The sequence below is a fragment of the Phycisphaerae bacterium genome, from assembly GCA_028714855.1.
Lineage (GTDB): Bacteria > Planctomycetota > Phycisphaerae > Sedimentisphaerales > Anaerobacaceae > CAIYOL01.
This window is the reverse complement of the sequence record JAQTLP010000009.1, coordinates 1-18548: the sequence shown is the minus strand read 5'-3', so window position 1 is coordinate 18548 and position 18548 is coordinate 1. Positions and strand designations below refer to the sequence as shown.

13 protein-coding genes are annotated in these 18548 nt (G+C 47.3%); 4 read left to right on the top strand and 9 right to left on the bottom strand.

Annotation, left to right across the window (positions count from 1 at the left end; all coding sequences use genetic code 11):
* Window positions 1-50: 50 nt before the first annotated feature.
* Window positions 51-1286 carry a competence/damage-inducible protein A gene (locus tag PHG53_08320; protein ID MDD5381622.1) on the bottom strand — a complete coding sequence of 412 codons (1236 nt, stop codon included), beginning with the start codon at window positions 1284-1286 and terminating at the stop codon, window positions 51-53.
* Window positions 1287-1290: 4 nt separating this feature from the next.
* Complete coding sequence (locus PHG53_08315; GenBank protein ID MDD5381621.1) at window positions 1291-2325, bottom strand: alcohol dehydrogenase catalytic domain-containing protein; 1035 nt, start codon at window positions 2323-2325, stop codon at window positions 1291-1293.
* 213 nt (window positions 2326-2538) lie between these two features.
* On the opposite strand from PHG53_08315, the gene PHG53_08310 reads away from it, so the two are divergent.
* Window positions 2539-5421 (top strand): right-handed parallel beta-helix repeat-containing protein, encoded by a 2883-nt coding sequence (locus PHG53_08310; GenBank protein ID MDD5381620.1) that lies wholly within the window; start codon window positions 2539-2541, stop codon window positions 5419-5421.
* 128 nt (window positions 5422-5549) lie between these two features.
* Entirely contained in the window at window positions 5550-6044 is a 495-nt protein-coding gene (locus PHG53_08305) for a type II secretion system protein (protein ID MDD5381619.1), read from the top strand.
* Between the two features lie 51 nt (window positions 6045-6095).
* Here the strand turns inward: PHG53_08305 and PHG53_08300 are convergent, their stop codons facing one another.
* From PHG53_08300 to PHG53_08280, 5 genes are all read right to left on the bottom strand, one after another.
* Entirely contained in the window at window positions 6096-6593 is a 498-nt protein-coding gene (locus PHG53_08300) for a PEP-CTERM sorting domain-containing protein (protein ID MDD5381618.1), read from the bottom strand.
* 440 nt (window positions 6594-7033) lie between these two features.
* Window positions 7034-7612: a hypothetical protein gene (locus PHG53_08295; GenBank protein ID MDD5381617.1), complete on the bottom strand. Its 579-nt coding sequence runs from the start codon at window positions 7610-7612 to the stop codon at window positions 7034-7036.
* A 130-nt stretch (window positions 7613-7742) separates the two neighbouring features.
* Window positions 7743-8321: a hypothetical protein gene (locus PHG53_08290; GenBank protein ID MDD5381616.1), complete on the bottom strand. Its 579-nt coding sequence runs from the start codon at window positions 8319-8321 to the stop codon at window positions 7743-7745.
* Window positions 8322-8874: 553 nt separating this feature from the next.
* On the bottom strand, window positions 8875-9441 hold the full coding sequence (locus tag PHG53_08285) for a PEP-CTERM sorting domain-containing protein (protein MDD5381615.1): 567 nt from the start codon (window positions 9439-9441) through the stop codon (window positions 8875-8877).
* 155 nt (window positions 9442-9596) lie between these two features.
* Window positions 9597-10904, bottom strand: a complete 1308-nt coding sequence (locus PHG53_08280; protein MDD5381614.1) for a PASTA domain-containing protein — start codon at window positions 10902-10904, stop codon at window positions 9597-9599.
* A 613-nt stretch (window positions 10905-11517) separates the two neighbouring features.
* On the opposite strand from PHG53_08280, the gene PHG53_08275 reads away from it, so the two are divergent.
* Window positions 11518-12753, top strand: a complete 1236-nt coding sequence (locus PHG53_08275; GenBank protein ID MDD5381613.1) for an FtsW/RodA/SpoVE family cell cycle protein — start codon at window positions 11518-11520, stop codon at window positions 12751-12753.
* A 28-nt stretch (window positions 12754-12781) separates the two neighbouring features.
* On the opposite strand, the gene murJ is transcribed toward PHG53_08275, so the two are convergent.
* Window positions 12782-14428: a murein biosynthesis integral membrane protein MurJ gene (gene murJ, locus PHG53_08270; protein ID MDD5381612.1), complete on the bottom strand. Its 1647-nt coding sequence runs from the start codon at window positions 14426-14428 to the stop codon at window positions 12782-12784.
* Window positions 14429-14786: 358 nt separating this feature from the next.
* On the opposite strand from murJ, the gene PHG53_08265 reads away from it, so the two are divergent.
* Window positions 14787-17186 (top strand): hypothetical protein, encoded by a 2400-nt coding sequence (locus tag PHG53_08265; GenBank protein MDD5381611.1) that lies wholly within the window; start codon window positions 14787-14789, stop codon window positions 17184-17186.
* A gap of 143 nt (window positions 17187-17329) precedes the next feature.
* Here the strand turns inward: PHG53_08265 and PHG53_08260 are convergent.
* Window positions 17330-18548, bottom strand: a 1219-nt coding sequence (locus PHG53_08260) for a LamG domain-containing protein (GenBank protein MDD5381610.1), incomplete at its 5' end; no start/stop codon positions are given.

Sequence of the window (18548 nt, the reverse complement as noted above, 5' to 3'; positions counted from 1 at the left end):
CCAGACTCTTTATTATACCATAATTGCTATCAGGACGCAACTGGCCAAAGCTATAACTTTAGCCGGAGCATATTCAGGGCTGTTTGTGCCGCCTGAAGCCGTACAAAATCTCTGCTGTGAGCAGCAAAAACAAAACGCTTGGTTTCACAGCCACTATCGGAATCCACACTAATATATACCAGTCCGACGGGTTTCTGTTCGCTTCCGCCGTCTGGGCCGGCTATACCAGTTATACCGATTGCAAAGTCTGTTCCGGCTATTTCCCTGGCCTTCTTGGCCATAGCTTCTGCTACACTGCAGCTTACAGCACCATCTTCTTTAATTAAATCGGCTTCTATGCCAAGCGCCTTGATTTTTGCGATGTTGCTGTAAGTAACCCAGCCGTGCGTGAAATATTTGCTGGCCCCCGGGATATCGGTCAGTAACTTGGCCAAAGTGCCGCCTGTGCAGGATTCAGTTACGGCGATTGTCTTTTTCTGTTGAGCTAATTTTGCCCCCACAACCTCAGCTAAAGTTTGCTCTCCTGTACCATAAATTAGCTCTCCGAGAGCATTTTGCAGCGTTTTTTCGCATTTTTGAGCCATTTCCTGCGCCTGCCCTTTATCTTCCGCCGTTGCTATAATATGCAGCGTAATGACGCCATAATGCACCGTACAGTTAATTAAAGGGTTTCTGCCTCGCTGCATAAGGTCACCGAGCTTTTCAGCAATATCTGACTCCCCTGCCCCAAAACACCTCAATTTCAGCACAATAACCGCTTGTTTGCCGGCAAATTTCTGTAGTTCTGGAAAAACCGACCCCTCGAACATTTGCTTCATTTCCGACGGCACGCCGGGCATTACGAAAAACAATTTACCCTTCAATTCAGCCCTTATTCCCGGAGCTGTGCCGAGATTATTTTCGATGGCCTTAGTACCAGCCGGTATGTATGCTTGGATTTTATTTCTCTCCGGCATCGGCCGCTGTCGGTTAGCGAATATATTTCGAATCTTCTCGAAAAGCTCGCTCTGTAACTCTAATTCGCTGCCGAGAAATTTGGCAAACCCCTGGCGTGTTACATCGTCATCAGTAGGCCCTAAACCACCGGTTACTAACACTACATCCGCATCACCGCTCGCCAGATTCAACATTCGCACAATCAAATCCATATCATCTCCGGCTGTGTAGGAGCTGACAACAGGTATGCCGATTGAAAGCAGTTTCCCGCTCAGATATGCAGCGTTAGTATCTACTGTCTGACCGCTGAGAATTTCATTGCCGATGCTAATGATGCTCGCTTTTCTCATAGGCCTAAAGTTCAATTAGTGCCTTAATAACGCCATCACGATACTCAGCTACCATATCGAAGGCCTGCTGGGTTTGTTCGAGTTTGAATCTGTGGGTTATCATAAAATCAACATCTATTTTGCCGTCAGCTATCATATCAATCGCCGCCTGCGTACATTCATTCTGTCTGCGAACATTCACAATAGTGATTTCTTTCCTGCGTATCTTATCAATACTAAACGAGATTCTTTCAAGTCGCGGAATCCCAACGAGCATTAGTTTACCGCCGGGCTTTAGTATCTCTACCGCCTGGTCGATTGTTTCCTGCTGCCCGGCACATTCAAAGGCAACATCCACCCCGGATGGTTTCTGCCTAAGAATTTCTTTAACTATATCTTCTTTATTCGGATTCCCAACCCAGCTTGCGCCATTATTTTTCGCTGCTTCCATACGTTCCTTAATTTTTTCGGTAACGTAACTGGAATTTACATTTTTAGCTTTGGCGCTAACCAAACAGCTCAAGCCAATTGGACCTGTGCCGAGTATCGCTATATCTGTATTTTCCGATAGATGAGCCTGTTTAACAGCGTAGATACCTATAGCCAGCGGTTCGCACAACACCCCCTGCTCAAAGGTGATTTTTTCATCGATGGGAAAGCAGCAATCTTCAGGCATAATGATATACTCACATAAACACCCTTCTGCCTGGCCGGGACAGCCGAGAAATTTCAGGTTCCGGCAGGTATTCTTTCTTCCGCTTTTACACTGGTCGCAATTGTTACAGGCCATTGACGGCTCGACAACAACATTATCACCAGCCCTGACGCGGGTAACTGCACAGCCGACGGCCTCAACTGTCGCAGCACATTCATGGCCGACTACAAAGGGATACTTAACAATTTGCGAGCCGATTCTGCCAGTCTCATAGTAATGCACGTCTGAGCCGCAGACGCCGACCGCCTCGACTTTCAGTAAAATCTCGTCATCTTTTTTTATAACCGGCTCCGGCACATTCGTCATCTTCATCTGCCGGATGCCGGTCAATACAATCGCCTTCACAAATTCTCTCCAAAAACGCTGCTTTTGTAAATCACCCGTCTATTTGCGCTAATACCAGTTTATAGCAAAAAATTGCAGTTTCTTCCATAGATTACCGATAATACAATTCTTATGAGGCAAAAACCAGCACCTTTACTGGATTTCTCTTCCCTTTTTTGCTATAATAAGGGGTTATAAAGGGCTGGGGCTGAATTTCCCGAGGCGGGACCGAAGATGAAGAGGATTTTATTAATAATTGTCGCATTTACCTTGTGCTGGACACAAGTTTCGGCAGAAACACTATATGTTTCCCCCGGAGAATACAGCAGCATCCAGTCAGCAATTAACGACGCCGATCATGGTGACACCATCGTAGTTTCAGACGGCACATATCAGGAGAATATCAACTTTCTTGGAAAAGCTATTACGGTGCGGTCTGCTGACCCGAACGACCCGAATGTAGTGGCAGCAACGACAATTGATGGTTCAAATCCTGTAGACATGAACATTGGCAGCGTAGTAACTTTCAATAACGGCGAAGACGCCAATTCGGTGCTGAGCGGCTTTACCATTACCAGCGGCACCGGTTCCTGGCTGCCAATCGCCTGGCAGTTGAGCCAAGTCTGCTGGAACCGCTGCGGCGGCGGAGTAGTCTGCTATAATATGTCAGGGCCGACTATAATCAAGAACGTTTTCTCGAATAACACAGCGGGCGAAGGCGGCGGGATTTATATTTACGGTGACCCCGTCAATCCTAATAATCCAACCGACCCGCCGGTGCATATCAGCCCGGTCATCACCGATAACACCTTCACCAATAACTCTGCCGTCGTCGCACACGGCTTCAACCCGCCCAACAATGATTACCCTGTAAACAACCATGGTGACGGCGGCGCTATCGTCGGCTTCCAAGGCGTCGATGCGATTATCAAGAGAAATCTTATTGAGAACAACCACGCTGACAACTATGGCGGAGGATTACACTTTCGACAGTGGGCCAATAGCCTGATAGAGGACAATGACATAATCGGCAACGATTCTAAACTCGGAGCAGGCATTCACGTTACTTATACCTCAGCGCCAAACATCGTGGACAACCTGATTCAAGCCAATATTGCAGGCCCCCTGTATGATTTGGGCGGCGGTGGTATTTACGTCTACTATTACTCCAATCCGCTGATCGAGCGAAATATCATTACACAAAATGAATCCACCAACGGGGCCGGCATCGGGGTATTTTGGACCAGCAACCCAACCATACGCAATAATATGATCATCAATAACGTAAAAGGCGCAGGCATAAGGGTAAAAGGCGGCTCAACACCAATTATCACCAACAACACTATAGTCGGAAATACGGCATCACCGAGCTATGGCGGCGGCGTGGACTGCCTAAGTGATTCCGCTCCAATTATTAAGAACAATATAATCGCCTCGAACGGTGACTCTTACGGCATATACGCCCTGTCCACTCCACCTGTAATAGGATACAACAACGTATGGGGAAATGGGGCTGGCAATTACAACTCTGTCATCGGCGACCAGACCGGAATCAACGGAAACATTTCCATCATTCCCAACTTCATTGCCCCGGACAGCAATAATTTTGCCCTCAACTACAACAGCAATTGCATAAATACAGGCGACCCCAATTTTGTCCCTGTCGCGGACGAAACCGACTATGAAGGCGACCCGCGAATCTTGGATCAATATGTTGATATGGGAGCTGACGAGGTCTGGTCCGTATGGAACATCACCAGCAATAAGCAATATGAAACTATTCAGCAGGCTATAAACGATGCGAATGATTATGATACTATTGTTGTTACTGTCGGCACCTACACTGGTGCGGGCAACAGAGACATAGATTTCGGCGGCAAGGCTGTAACTGTCCAGAGCATCGACCCGAACGACCCAGACATCGTCGCCTCAACTATAATCAACTGCCAGGGCAGCCAACTGGAAGCTCATCGGGGGTTTTCCTTCCACCACGGTGAAGATGCAAATTCAATCTTGAACGGCCTTACCATCACTAACGGCGGCGGCACTCTATGGGGTGCAATTTACTGCTACGGGAGCGGCCCAGCTATAAAAAACTGTATCATTACAAATAACTCTATGCACGACCACGGCGGCGGAATCTACTGCGGTTACGGCAGCAACGCAATAATCACAAATTGCATTATCAGCTTCAACACGTTCACCGTCGTCGGTTACGGCGGAGGAATATACTGCTATAAAAGCAGCCCAATAATCACGAATTGCATTATCACCAACAATTCAGCCGTAGGCTCCGGCCGTCACGGCGGAGGAATCTGCTGCTGGGGAGACCAGGATGTAGGTGGTGATGCCTTAGTTGCAAACTGTATCATAAGCGGCAACTCAGCAGGACACCGAGGCGGCGGACTCTACGCTTACTGGTCAAACCCAACCTTCGTCAACTGCACCGTCATTGGCAACAAAGCTCTGGAAGGCGGCGGTGTCGGCTCATTCAGACAAAGCGATCCGCAGGTTATAAATTGCATCGTCCGCGACAACATTGCACCGGACGGCAATCAGCTTGCTCTTATAAACACACGCCGCGTATGGCCTACCGCCATCGGCACCGAGATGACAGTCGCATTCAGCGATATCGAGGGCGGTTTCGGGCAAGCCTGTATAGACACCGGCTGCACACTCAACTGGGGCGACGGCAACATCGACATCGACCCTAATTTCATGGACCCAGGCAGTTGGAATGATGCCAACACACCTGACGACCCTAATGACGATTTCTTCATCACAGGTAACTATCACCTCCTGCCAATATCCGGCTGTATAAATGCCGGAGATAACTCATCTGTCCCGCTTGAATCTACCACCGACATAGACGGCGAACAGCGAATATTCAACAATATAGTCGATATGGGAGCCGATGAGGTAGTAACAACAACTAACCTCGCTGATTTCAATAGCGATGGCATTGTTGATTATATTGACCTTGATATAATGGCCAGCGAGTGGCTCAATAACGGCAGTGATCTTCAGAGTGATTTATATGATGATGATTTCGTAGATTTCGCTGACTATGCTGTATTCGCCGAGCAATGGCTCTGGACAGCCGCGTGGCACCAATAACGGCCTTCACTTGACAATTTTTCATCGCAAGTAAAGTCCCATAAAGCTTTTTCCCCAAAGTACACTTCCCTCGTGGACGATATAAAATAAGCGAGAGCGAAAAAGCAAAGTGTAGACTGGGGCAAAAAATGAAAAAAGCCTTCACACTCGTGGAATTACTGATAGTGGTGGCTATTCTTGGCATCCTCGCAGCTATGACCGTGCCTATTTTTCAAAACCACATAGAGAAAGCCAAGGAATCCGCCGCAAAAGACAATCTGCGCACACTGCGAAATGCAATCGAACTCTACGCCGCCCAGCACAATGGCTTCCCACCCGGCTATATAAATGGAACACTCAACCCTGTACCAACGACTGTTACGAGACAACTATGCTGGGCAACAACTCCGGACGGGGTATCCGCACCAAGAGGAACCGCCGGCTATCCATTAGGACCATATTTACCGACAATACCCAAAAATCCATTTAATGATAAAAATACTATGCAGGTATTAGGTCCCGCTACTTTATTTCCCGACCCGCCGACGGGTGCTTTCGGCTGGATATATAAACCCTCTATAAAGGCCATCAAGGTTGATGATAAAGGCACTGACTCAAAAGGTGTTAAACATTACGATTATTAAAAAAACCCCGGTCTTGGCCGGGGTTTTTATGCCGTCATCAAATCTTTTTTCCTATCTGCGGCGACGAAGAAACAGGCCGCCGAGAGCCAACAAAGACAATGTAATCGGCTCCGGAACCACAGTATGTGAAGTCAAAAGGATTGGTGAATCCGTTATCCAATATAGAGAAATAGTCGCCGAGGTTTCTCCGGATGCAAATTCAAAATCAGCGGTCAGCCAGTCACCATCGTTGAATTCACCCGGCCAGTCCCAATCTTCCATTCCCCAAACCTCGCCCTGACCGAGGTAACCTATGCCGTAGTCATTCAGCGTAAAATAGAAGGACGAATCGGGCGGGGCATCAGGCCCGGCGGCAAAATTGCTTAAGATACCGCCGCTGTCAACCGCCAGAGCAAGAACAACGCCATACTGATAATCTGGTAGGGCGTCAATTACAGAAGCAGTGATTTCGTATGTTGGGCTAATCATCTCGTCTGTGATTGTCCACGTTACGGCGTTGGCTATGGAAGTGATGACAAGAACTAAAGATATGATTAATACCTTCTTCATAACTCCTCCTACTCTCAAAATGGTCAAAAACTTCTCTTTGACGTAATAACATACGCGATGTTATGGCGTACTATTTTATTGATACTCATAATACCCCCAACCGTTGCTGATTGTCAAGACTTTTCTGGTTATTTTTTTGTTTTTTTCATTATTTTCTGTTCATAGCGATTGTCTTTTGTGAGGTATGCGGTGCAAGCCAAAAATCGCGGTTTTTAGCTCAAAAAGTAGGGTGGGGTTTTAGCCGAATAGACTTTGCCCGTTCCCTTACGGTTGCGACTTTGTAAGAACTTAACCGAGCCAATAACCGGAAAATCCCCATGGGACCAGCGGATAGCACAGGATAGGCCTATAAGCCCCAGACAAAGACAATAAAGCTCGATTGGATAGGGACAGATAGCGACGACATCAGCTACTATGATTACTAATTTAAGCTGTTAAAACTATTTTGTATCGGCTTTAGTAAATATCAGCAGAACAGGATTGGCCTTCATTGTATTAGGATCAGGCGGACCTTGCTCATCAAGCCAGCTATAATAAGACCACTCCGCCTCCCAAGTCCTGCCGTCCTCTGAGACAGGTCCCTCGAAGTATTCATTCATTCCGCCTTTCATTTCCGCAATAGATAACTGTAAGATAGAATCCGTTACAATCTTCATACTAAGCACACGTGTTTCTGGCACATACTTTGCCTCACACAGGGCTGTAGTAAACAAATAGTAACCATTTTCATCTTTATCCTTTGCCTCCCCATAAGACTCTCCTTCTGCGAGATACACCGGCCCTGCCTCCGTGTAAAGAGCCCTCGAAACCGAGCCATCAGGCTCAATCTTAATGCCCACTTTACCTTTGTATTTACCCATCTTTACTTCCCACACCCCGGCTAAAAACGACGGGAGCTTGTTCTTACTGGTTTCGCTTTTCAACTGAGGCTGGCTCGATACCTTCCCGCCCTGCTGCCCACAACCCCCAAATACCAATATGAAAACAAGACTTCCGAACACAGCCGATATCTTATTCATTCTTCTATCCTCTAAAATAACCATTCAATCTCTCAGGTTATTATAGAAGTGCAGCAGCGATTTTACAATAAAAAAAGAGGCGTTCATTAAGAACGCCTCTTTGCTATACGCTTCATGCTTAAAAAACATTTTACGCTGTCTTTTTCATGCGACGACGCAGCAAAAGTCCGCCCAAGCCAAGTAAAGTAATCGTCATCGGCTCTGGAATCTGATGGATGGTCACTGAGTCTAACAGTGTAGGCGTTGTCCAATCAGTCTCATACAGATTTATCACCGCATCCCCAACACCTGCACATGTGAATAAAATCTGGTTAACGAGCGTCCCTGTTATCGGAGATGTCTCAGTCCGGAAAGTACCAATAGCTAACAAATCACCCTGCTCGCCATTTGGAAGATAATCGTTGCCAAGACCAGAATAATACTGCGCATCATCCGGATAGAGACTGTTGCCGCCGGCTAATGTTCCACTGCTGGGCAAAACTCCTAAAACAAAGTAGCCTTCACCAACACCTGAATATATATCAGTAGTTGTCCAGATATCCAGAAGGAGCGTTTGGCCCGGCAACAGAGTAATCTGCGAAGCCTCAGGATTCATCGGGTCCCAATTCTCGCCGCCTGCAGGATTGTTGTGGACCGAAATCTGCAGTTGTGCATTGGCCAACGAGGCCAATCCAAGAACCAACATTAAAACACATAACTTCTTCATCATATTTCTCCTTAATAAAATTGTTGACTTCAAAATAACGTTTTTACCCGCCCAGGGCGGGATGCCGAAAACAATACTTTTAACTTAATTAATTTGACATACCTCCTTTCAAATCAGTCTGCTGCTTATAGTCCATAGTTACTTTCTGCTATTTCTTTAGACCAATATTCATCCAAAAAAGAACCAATAACTGTCAATTTGCTTCCTTCGATGAGTTTTCCCAGCCCCGATATTTGCTCTAACCTCTGCGTAGTTCCTTAGGAACAAAACGCGGCAGCTTAATTACAATAAAATACCAAATACCATTTTAACCGGTGAGTTTTCTCAGCCCCCGAGCATATGAGTTTTCTTTCCCCCTAAAGATTAGACATCAGTATATCAGAACAGTTCCACTAAATGCAAGAAAAAAATTCACTTTTTTTCAAAAAATTTTCAAACCTTTATAACGCCTTTTTACGGCCCCAAAAGGCCCTTTTCCCGCAACGAGACCAATTAAAAAAAGAGGCAAGCTCGAAAGCTTGCCTCTTTTCACGACTAATATTAGGTTCCTGGTTGCTTATTTACGACGTCTCAGAAGCAGTCCGCCAAGGCCGAGCAATGCAATTGTTGCCGGCTCTGGAATCTGATGGATGACCACTGAATCTATCAGTGTAGGCGTTACCCAATCAGTCTCGTACAGATTGATTACCCCATCAAATTCTGATTCACAATGGAATAAAATCGTGTTAACGATCGTCCCTGTTATCGGAGATGCCGAAGTCCGGAAAGTACCAATAGCAACCAAATCGCCGGCCTCACCCGCCGGAAGATAATCGGTGCCCAGACCAGAATAATACTGAACATCATCAGGATAGAGACTCTCGCCGCCGGACAGGACACCTTTGGTGACGGAAACCCCTAAAAGGAAGTAACCTTCGCCAACTCCTGAATATATCGGACTATCTGTCCAGATATCAATGAGTAGTGTCTGGCTCGGTGATATAGTAATCTCTGAATCCTCCGGATTCATCGGGTCCCACGTCTCTCCACCCGGAGGATTGGTGTGAACCGAAAGCTGCAAGGCCGCGCTGGCAAACGACGCCAGCCCAAGAACCAACATCAAAACTAACAACTTCTTCATCATCTTCTCCTTTCATGTATCACTACCTCCAAACACCCTCCACACACAGGCATCTCAAGGTAGCCAAATTTGTTATAACCTACGTCTTCATCCGCCTGCGGCGGATTTATCAATCCGCCGCAGGCAGATTTACATTTACTGCTAAAACAACTTAAACGTTACGGACATCCTAAACCAGTCGAGCCAGGAGTACACCAGAAGTTAATGTACGTAGCATCACAATCCGGAGGTATTGCAGGTTTGTTAAAATACGGTAGCATGAGAGCCTTGTCCGTATTCTCAACCCAGAATAACCCGGTTTTCGTGTGATTCAGGTCCGCGCATGCGCCAGCGAATGGTGCCGGTGCGTTCGGGTACTTGTTCAAATACAACACCATTATATCCTTATCTGTATTACTAACCCAGAATACTCCCTCTTTCGCACCGCTCATGTCGCCACGGCACTGCTTGGAATAGCACCAGCACTTCGGCCTGCCCTGCGCTACCCACTTGGCATAGTCAGGATGCGTTGACTTCATGCAGTAAGCAGCCACGCTGATATCCACTGTCGTACCGCAAGCAACAACTGTTCCGCCATCAGTCGGGCTCTGGGCATACACATTGCCTATCGTTGTGGCGCCGCCGTCTCCCTCAGTTATAGTGCCAACAGTGAGACCGGCAGCAGTAATAGCTGCTTCTGCAGCAGCCTGTGTCATACCAATAACGTCCGGCACAACCGTCTGATACAGCGAATACGTATAATTAACCACCGTAGCACAGTCAATCTCCGTGCCAGCGGTTTGGTCCTGAGAGAGAACCTCATCTAAAGTCTCGCAGCTATTCACGCCCGTTCCATTACCTGCTGGGAAACCAGCCGCCGCAAGGATAGCGTCCACATCGTCTTTATCTTCACCTATTAGGTTAGGCATAGTGCACAGCCCTCCACAATCGGTGGCGTAAAGGGGGCTATCCAGGCTCGGCGCTTCATTTGGGTCTTCCATAACAATGCCGCCGCGAAGTGCGTTTACGTCAATAATGTAACAGTTAGCATCTTGATAGGCGAACTTCAGAAGTGTCCCGCTCAACCCCGGTATCATATTGTAGCCTGCATTCGGGGTTAATTCGTAATTCGAGTCAGTTGTGTAAAGCGAACCCATTTCAAGGGTGATAACATTATTATGGTCCGCGAGGTCGCAGGCGTCATAAGGCGTGTAGTAGTCGTTAACGTCACCGTCAACGATACTAATCTGACCGGGGTAAATCCTGTAATTCGGATTTATATCACACACATCTATGATACTACCCCCTGGGACATTGATATCCAGGCCGAACGCCCGAATCCGGTTTATGTCGCTGGTATACGACACAGTAACCCAGTTTACATCGCCTATAACTGCCTCAGTACAGGTGATGTCAACTGTTGACGCTGCCATTGCCGGTACAGTCATAAACAGCGCAACAAAAAATAATAATACAAATTTCCTCATAATACACCTTTCCTTTCTTTTCTTCTTATCTCAGAGCTACACACTCTGCATAATCTTGGTTTATTTCTTTGGTTTCTTCCCGTCTTGAAATTTGCAATTCAATATACCTGTAAAACATGCTTTAAATGAGCATAATGCCCTGACTGACAAGAACAGCATAGACAGAAAAGGCATACTTACATGCTCTTCCGTCTCCTCCTTTCCCGCCATTTGGCGAAAATTCGTGCCAGAAACCTCCTATTTAGCTTATCCGCACAGTGTTCTTTATATGTGAAGGTTGAATGTAAAATATCATAACCCCCCTAATAAATCAAGAAAAAAATGTAAAAAAACCAAAAAAATTAAAAATATCGGCATTTTCCTGTTTTTTATGGGAACCCAATAAAAATACGCCTTTGGATGTCAATTTAGGCAATCCGTACCGCGAAAACCTTGCTTATACAGCTTACGGCGTTACCAAGGTTCAGAGATGTCTGTTTAGGCTGGCATAGAAAGCTTAAAAGGCCCTTTTTCACTAAAAAATAAATTTTTTCTATTTTGGGTCTCTTTTTGCAATTTTGGCCTTTTTTTGTTATTTTGCCACTTTATGGATAACTTTCTAAAAGGCCGGCTTATGGCCGTGAGACTAACGCTGCTGGCGGCCACTTTAACGCTGGTCGTGATAGGAATAGCCACCATTTATTCCATCGGAAATCCCGTCTTATCCGCCGTCGCCGGCCAAACCGGCGATGTGGGTGATTCTATCCGCCGCAGCACAAGCGAGGGCGGACTCTGGAAAAAGCAGGTCGTATTCGCCGGGATAGGTATGGTTGGCTTCATCGCGGCCAACCTCATAAATTACCGCCGACTGGGGGCAATAAGCGGCGGGATATATATCTTCACGCTGATACTCTTAGCTGTGTTACTGCTCGATACAGTTATAGACCTCCCCTTCGTTCCAGTTATTAACTCCTCTCGCAGATGGATAAAAATCGGAGCATCCTCCGCTTTTCTACAGATCCAGCCATCAGAATTTTGCAAGCTCACTTACATACTCGCTCTTGCCTGGTATCTCAGATACCGCAGCAACTATCGTAATTTCAGCGCCCTAATCGGCCCTTTTGTTTTGACTCTGCTGCCGATGGTTTTGATTTTGCTCGAACCGGATTTGGGAACGGTGCTTCTGATGATGCCGATTTTGTTCACAATGCTCTTCGTAGCTGGGGCGAAAGCCAAACACCTGTTGATTATAGTCCTGCTGGCCTTACTGTTTAGTCCCCTGCTGTGGCGGGAAATGAGACCTTACCAGCGACTCAGAGTGAGCAGCGTCCTGCTGCAAAGCAAATGGCTCCAGCAAAAAGCCGAACAATATCCCCTTCTGGGCAAATTCCTCGTCGGCAAAAAATTCAGCGCATCGCAGATGGAGAATGAGTGGGGTTATCATTTGACACGCTCGAAATTCGCGGTCGCCTCCGGCGGATTGACAGGATACGGCTTCCGGCAAGGCCCCTTTATCAAGTATGATTTTCTCGTCCATAGACACAACGATTTTATATTCTCTGTAATCGCCCACCAGTGGGGATTTCTCGGCTGCCTGGGTCTGCTGGGGCTTTATGTGATTATCATCAGCTGCGGTCTGGAAATCGCAGAGCACAATACCGACCCGTTCGGCAGATTGCTTGCTGTCGGAATTGTGGCGATGTTTGCTGTCGAGGTCATCGTCAACATAGGTATGACTGTGGGGCTGATGCCTATCACTGGCTTGACTTTGCCGCTGGTAAGTTATGGCGGTTCGAGCCTGCTGGTCAGTTTGGCTTCTGTAGGTTTATTAAATAACATCGGAAGATGCCGGCCTTTTACTACCCCTTAGCAACCAGTCCGCCACCTAATCAGTTGCCTTATTGTGAAATGCCTGTTTCCTGCTCTTTTGCTGCTTTTATGCCGCCCATTAGCTCTCCCAGTTCCGGCGCCCCAAGAAGCCAAACCATCGCAAAGAAGGTAATCGCGCCGGCTGGTACGCAGACCGCAACCACAATCCAGTTCCGCACATCCCCAAGCTTATATCGCAATAGATACACCACCGCTGCCATAACCGCACAACCGATAACCGTGCGGATAACACTTATCAGTATTTTTCGGCCTCCGAAAAGCCCCAGCCGTTTCCGCAGCAGATACGCTAAAACAATCACATTAAGGGTAAAAGTAATTGTTGTTGAAAGCCCAAAGGCGCCGGCGCCCAATGATGGTATCCACAGCATAGGTACCAGCATCCCTAAATTCAAAAACACAAGCCAGGAGGAAATCTTCAGCGGCGTAATCGTATCTTTGAATGAATAAAATGCCCGCGTCAATATCTGATAGCTGCAGTAAGCCGCCATACCGACCGCATACATTTTAAGAATAAAAGCCGATTGTTCAGCATCCGCTGCCGTAAAATTCCTTCGGGTATAAATAAGTTTTATAATCGGTTCCGCCAGAATAAATAGTCCCACGCCGGTTGCTATTCCCTCCATCAATGCCAGCCGCAAAGCGCGGTTGATGCTTTCACGCAGATTACTAATGTCCCCTCTAGCCGCATAACGCGTCAGCAGCGGAAAGACCGCTACGCCCACCGGGATTGCCAGAACCCCCATAGGAAACTGATACAGCGCCCTCGCAGCGTTGACCCGCACAATAACTCCGGGAGCCAACGGACGTTGTAATACCCAGCCGAATATGTTAATTGTCGGATTCGCAGAAACCGCGGTTAAATTCCATGAGATTATCGTAGCTAATAATTCCGAAATCTGTAAAAACCCCAGCCCAAGCAACACAGGCGCCAGCAATTTCACCATAGGCCTTATGCCCTCTTCCACGGGCTTTAATCGCAGCTTCAGCGAAAAACCGCTTTTGCCGAGGAGCCATAAAACCGCCGCAAGCTGGACGACTCCCGCAGATGTCACACTGATGGCGACAATTATTAATCTGTCAGATAACTCCTCCCTTAAAGTCGGTGCTACCCACCAGGCGGCAACAATTCCGAAGATGTTGAGTATAATCGGTGCCGCTGCCGGATATGCGAAGTGTCCCCTGCAGTTAAGCGCCGCTGAACCCATCGCCAGCAGGCATACGGTAACCATATACGGAAACATGATTGACGCCAGCACCATCAGAAGTTTCCGGTCTTCCGGTCCCGGCAAAAATGCCGTAATCAGAAAAACGATTTCAACCACCAGCATAATCGCCGTCAGTACTACCGCCAAAAGCGCAAATGCGTTTGAAAGAAGTTTGCACGCCTTTTCAAATCCGCTATTCTCGGTTGTCTCCGTAAACACCGGCACAAACGCCGAAGTCAAAGCGCCTTCGCCGAACAATCGTCGAAATAAATTCGGAATCTGGAAAGCCAGACCGTACGCATCGGTGAGCCGGTTAGCGCCAAGTGACGTAATCGCCATATCACGAAGCATACCGAATATCCGTGAAATCAGCGTTATGACCGCAATTGTTTTGGCGGAACTGAAGAAGTGTTCCCGTTCTGTATGTTCATCATGGAGTTTTGTGTTCATAATAAACAAAATTTCCTCGGCATCATTAAACTGACTATTCGGCTTATGATACAAAGAAAGATTAAATTATCAAAAAACCTATTCGGGACTCAATAAACTCGCACCGCTTAAAAAATCGTCCGTATAGCTGAAAAACAAGTCCAAAAAGCTTGTCCCAGGCAAAATTCAGGAACTAAAGGACGTAAAAAATCAATGATCCAACCACATATAATACCTAAAGCACACAGAACAATTGCCCGAAATATCTGTTAAATAAACGTTTTCTCAGGCGGAACCCCATTTTTGTGGGTTTCCAAGCGGTTTTTGCTGTGTTTGCAGAAATTCGCAAAATGGTTGCCCGCCTTATCGGAGACTATAAATGCTTAAAAAGTGGCCTTTTTGGGTTTTTTTAATAGTTCCCTTCTGTTCCTCGCTGGCCCTGCCTCAAGGCCCCACAGATTCAGAACAGCTTTTTTCTCCCTCTGTTGGCCAAAAATTCTATGAAATAGCTTACGAACTGGCTAACCCAGTCCCGACCGCAGTCGAGGGCTCTGAAGATATTAACGGACCTAAAACCGAACAGGCTATTGTTTTCTTAACTGCCGCACTTGGTTTGGATAACCGTGCCAACCAGGTTTACCCTCTACTGATTAAGCTTGCCACTCAATATCCAGGGCAGGATTACTCCGAGATGGTGTATATATCGCTCGTGAGATACTTAGATAAATCTGCCGACTTTGAGCCAGCCCGACAAGCAGTGCAGTATCTGCTCGAACGGTTGGACTCTCGTGAACAGCGAGAGCAGCTTCTTGTAAATTTATTAGGGAGTTTAGGCGGTAAAAACGCCTGTTTCGATTCCGAGTTAGCCACTTTGCTTGGGTTGTTGGTCGCCGAAAAAGCCGATACCAAAGCCGCTCAAGTTTACTTTCTGCAGGCCTACAACAACAATAAATACAACAGGCTTGCCTTTGCAAAGCTGGCCGAGCTCGCACCTGAACAGATAGCGCCGCCGATATATCTTGAACACCTGAGATTAATGTTAGGCGAAAATCTATTCGACATGGAAGCCGCCTTGGCCTTCGCGCAATACGCCGAACGCCTGCAGCTTTACCAAACCGCTGCCGAGTCCTACGAATACTGCGCCAAGTTATTCAATTATCTTTATCCTTCGCAGGAGCTGCCGTCTCATATCTATCTTCCATGGACACTTAACAGTTACAACACACAGCGAAACCAGCATAACTGTCTGCAAATTGCTTCCCAGCTCCGTCAGAGCGGACGATTTGACCTGTTTGCTGAAGCTATTGCCGGCAAAGCATCACTGAAAATCGGCGATGCAGAACAGGCAAGTCAGATATTCAGCGCCATCGAAGAAAAAATCAATACGCAGTCATCTACAATCAACAATCAGAATATCGCATGGTTTTATTGTTTTGCCTCACCGGACGCGAACAAAGCGCTCCACTGGGCTAACAAGGCTTACTCAGCTGAACCAAATTCAGCTGCGGCAGCCGCCATCCTGGCTTATTCGCTTGTAATGAATGGACAAGCAGATTGGGCTGTGTCACTTATCGATAAGTATGAACATAACCAAATCTCCGACTTAACACTGGCTCAGATTCAACTGATGCAGCAACAAAGAGATGCAGCTATTGAAACCTTAAAGTCTGCTATAACCAAGGACCCAGGCTCGCTGGAGGCTGAGCTCGCCAAGGAAATCCTGGGCCGTAACGGCGGGGAATATGTCCCGCCCATCGACCCGGATATGACCTTGATGGCGCTAAGAAACAGTTTCGGACAAGCGCTTGTCCCTCAATTCGCTAAACCGGAAAATATTATTTCAGCACAGTTAAACTTCCGAGGCAACGACTTCTCTTATAGCGGTGACCTCGATGGTATTATCGCAATAACAAATATCTCTTCCGAGCCGCTTGTGATCTCTGATGATGGATTGTTCACCGGCTATATCAGAGTTGACGCCAATCTCACAGGCGATCTGAACAAGAACATCTCCAACCTCGCGTCTATCAAAATCAGGCCAGCTTCACCTATCAGGCCTGGTGCAAGTTTCTTTGTTCCTCTGAGTCTGCCCACCGGCGAACTTAGGGATTTACTGGTTACACATCCGCAGGCATCTGTTGATATCGAATTTACCATTTATCTCGACCCCGTAACAACTGACCAGGGCCGTATAATCAGCCGTATACCTGACCTGAAGCCAGCCACTGTCACCATAAGGCGGCATAAAATCGAAATCATCGATAGTTTCTTGAAAAACCGGATCGGTTCACTCACAAGAGGGCAACAAGGTCAAAAAATTAAAACCGCTCGGCTTTTCATCGGCCTTCTGATGGAGCAGCACGCAATGGCTGGCATTAAGCCTCCCTATAAGTTTACGTACTCCGATTCGATGCCGCCTTTACTGAGTTCCGCATTGTTAAATGGTCTCGCCTCGGATGATTGGGTCGTTAAGGTGCATATTATGACCGATATGACTTCTTTACCGCTGGATTACGGTCTTCTAAACGTGCTGTCTAAAAATCTGAATGATACGCGATGGCCGGTTCGTTTAATAGCACTTTATCTGCTGGCCAAGAACCAGGATAGCAGTTTCACTAAGGTTCTTGATTGGGCCGCCAAATACGATTCAAGCAAATCTGTCCGCGACTTGGCCGTTGCCCTCGGCGGCACACCACCACCACCGCCTCAGCAAACCGCAGAACCAGACAACCCGGCAAACCAGCCGATACAAGATAGCCCGCAGCAACAATACCCATAACAACCTCTGCAAAAACCGAATTAAGAGGTTATATTGTTTCGTTTCGTCATCTTTTACCCACTATACAAAAACAACCGGGGCCTATGCCGATTAGCTCAGCATAGGCCCCAGATTGGTGCAAAGTCTATGTCATCTCGCATTGATTAGCGAGGATACATCTGCTCGGTAAGCCATTTATCAACCAGAAGGGCAAAGTCTTTGAAGTTAATCCTTCGTTGGCCTTTCGCTTGCTCACCAATGTACGGAGGTGTTTCATTAGCATCATATATCTCAGCAAGTGATGGTATCGGAACCCACAGCGAGCCGTCTTCAGGAGTCAGGTCAGCCAGATATGCTACCTCATTGGGCTCCAGACAGCGATTGTAGATGCGGACTTCGTCGATGTAGCCATAAAATGATGCAGGGCTGTTCGACCAGCCATTTTGATCACTGGTTTGGCCTATTGTCAAGAATATATTGGGATCATACCCGTGACTAAACCTCCACGGACCGGAATCTACTTGGCCGCCATTGAGATAAAGTTTGGCTTGGCTGTTTGCGTCTGTCGCCGTTGGAGGATGTGGGAACGAAGCAGCTAAGTGTACCCACTGACCAATAAACGAATTCAGTAAACCACCATTAGTAACCAAATCGGGTGTGGCAGTGTCACCAGATGCATAATGCCCAAGACCTAATGCACCTTCAACACCAGGGTCCTGACTAATCCAGAACGTCCATATCATGGCGTTTTCACCATAACCGCCTCTTTTACCCAGTAGGCCCTGACCCTTGCTGCGCAGATAATCGTCCCATAGGCGGGGTCCTAACCACCTAGCCCACACAGAAACGGTTATCGCGTTAACATCTGTTGGACGTTGGACGCCAATTCCGAGGTTACCAGGTCCAAGATTTAACTCACGATAGGTTGTGCCGCACTGAACCCTGGAACCCTGTAGGCCGGCCACGTAGATGCAGGGGTTAAGCGCATTGCCATCGTAGCCGGGTGTCGCCCATGTGGTGCCGAAATCACTTGGCGGGGTAGTAGCACTGTTCCAGAAGGTTCCTTTCCATCGAGAATCGCAGGGATCAGTATATACCCTGTTGCCGTCTCCCTCGTTCAGCGGGTAGTACACAACAGGACCGCCGTTAAGGCTCGGGTTGCGCGTCTTAATAAGCGCATCCCTGTTAAGCCAGGCGTCTGCCATTGCCTCAATCTCGAGATAGTCTATCACGCAGTCACCGGCAGGGACGCCAGATGGAGCGTAGTCAAAGGGAACAAAGTCGGCATCGCGCTCCACAAGGGCGCATCTGGTAGCATAAATCTGAATATCCTCAAAGTACACTGTGCCTTGGCCTCTGGTGGTTGTATCGCCGAAGCCGATA

Excerpts from the sequence above, each read along its gene's own strand:
- PHG53_08320 (MDD5381622.1), bottom strand. The coding sequence starts at position 1,286 with ATGAGAAAAGCGAGCATCATTAGCATCGGCAATGAAATTCTCAGCGGT.
- PHG53_08310 (MDD5381620.1), top strand. The coding sequence starts at position 2,539 with ATGAAGAGGATTTTATTAATAATTGTCGCATTTACCTTGTGCTGGACA.
- PHG53_08305 (MDD5381619.1), top strand. The coding sequence starts at position 5,550 with ATGAAAAAAGCCTTCACACTCGTGGAATTACTGATAGTGGTGGCTATT.
- PHG53_08300 (MDD5381618.1), bottom strand. The coding sequence starts at position 6,593 with ATGAAGAAGGTATTAATCATATCTTTAGTTCTTGTCATCACTTCCATA.
- PHG53_08295 (MDD5381617.1), bottom strand. The coding sequence starts at position 7,612 with ATGAATAAGATATCGGCTGTGTTCGGAAGTCTTGTTTTCATATTGGTA.
- PHG53_08290 (MDD5381616.1), bottom strand. The coding sequence starts at position 8,321 with ATGATGAAGAAGTTATGTGTTTTAATGTTGGTTCTTGGATTGGCCTCG.
- PHG53_08285 (MDD5381615.1), bottom strand. The coding sequence starts at position 9,441 with ATGATGAAGAAGTTGTTAGTTTTGATGTTGGTTCTTGGGCTGGCGTCG.
- PHG53_08280 (MDD5381614.1), bottom strand. The coding sequence starts at position 10,904 with ATGAGGAAATTTGTATTATTATTTTTTGTTGCGCTGTTTATGACTGTA.
- PHG53_08275 (MDD5381613.1), top strand. The coding sequence starts at position 11,518 with ATGGCCGTGAGACTAACGCTGCTGGCGGCCACTTTAACGCTGGTCGTG.
- murJ (MDD5381612.1), bottom strand. The coding sequence starts at position 14,428 with ATGAACACAAAACTCCATGATGAACATACAGAACGGGAACACTTCTTC.
- PHG53_08265 (MDD5381611.1), top strand. The coding sequence starts at position 14,787 with ATGCTTAAAAAGTGGCCTTTTTGGGTTTTTTTAATAGTTCCCTTCTGT.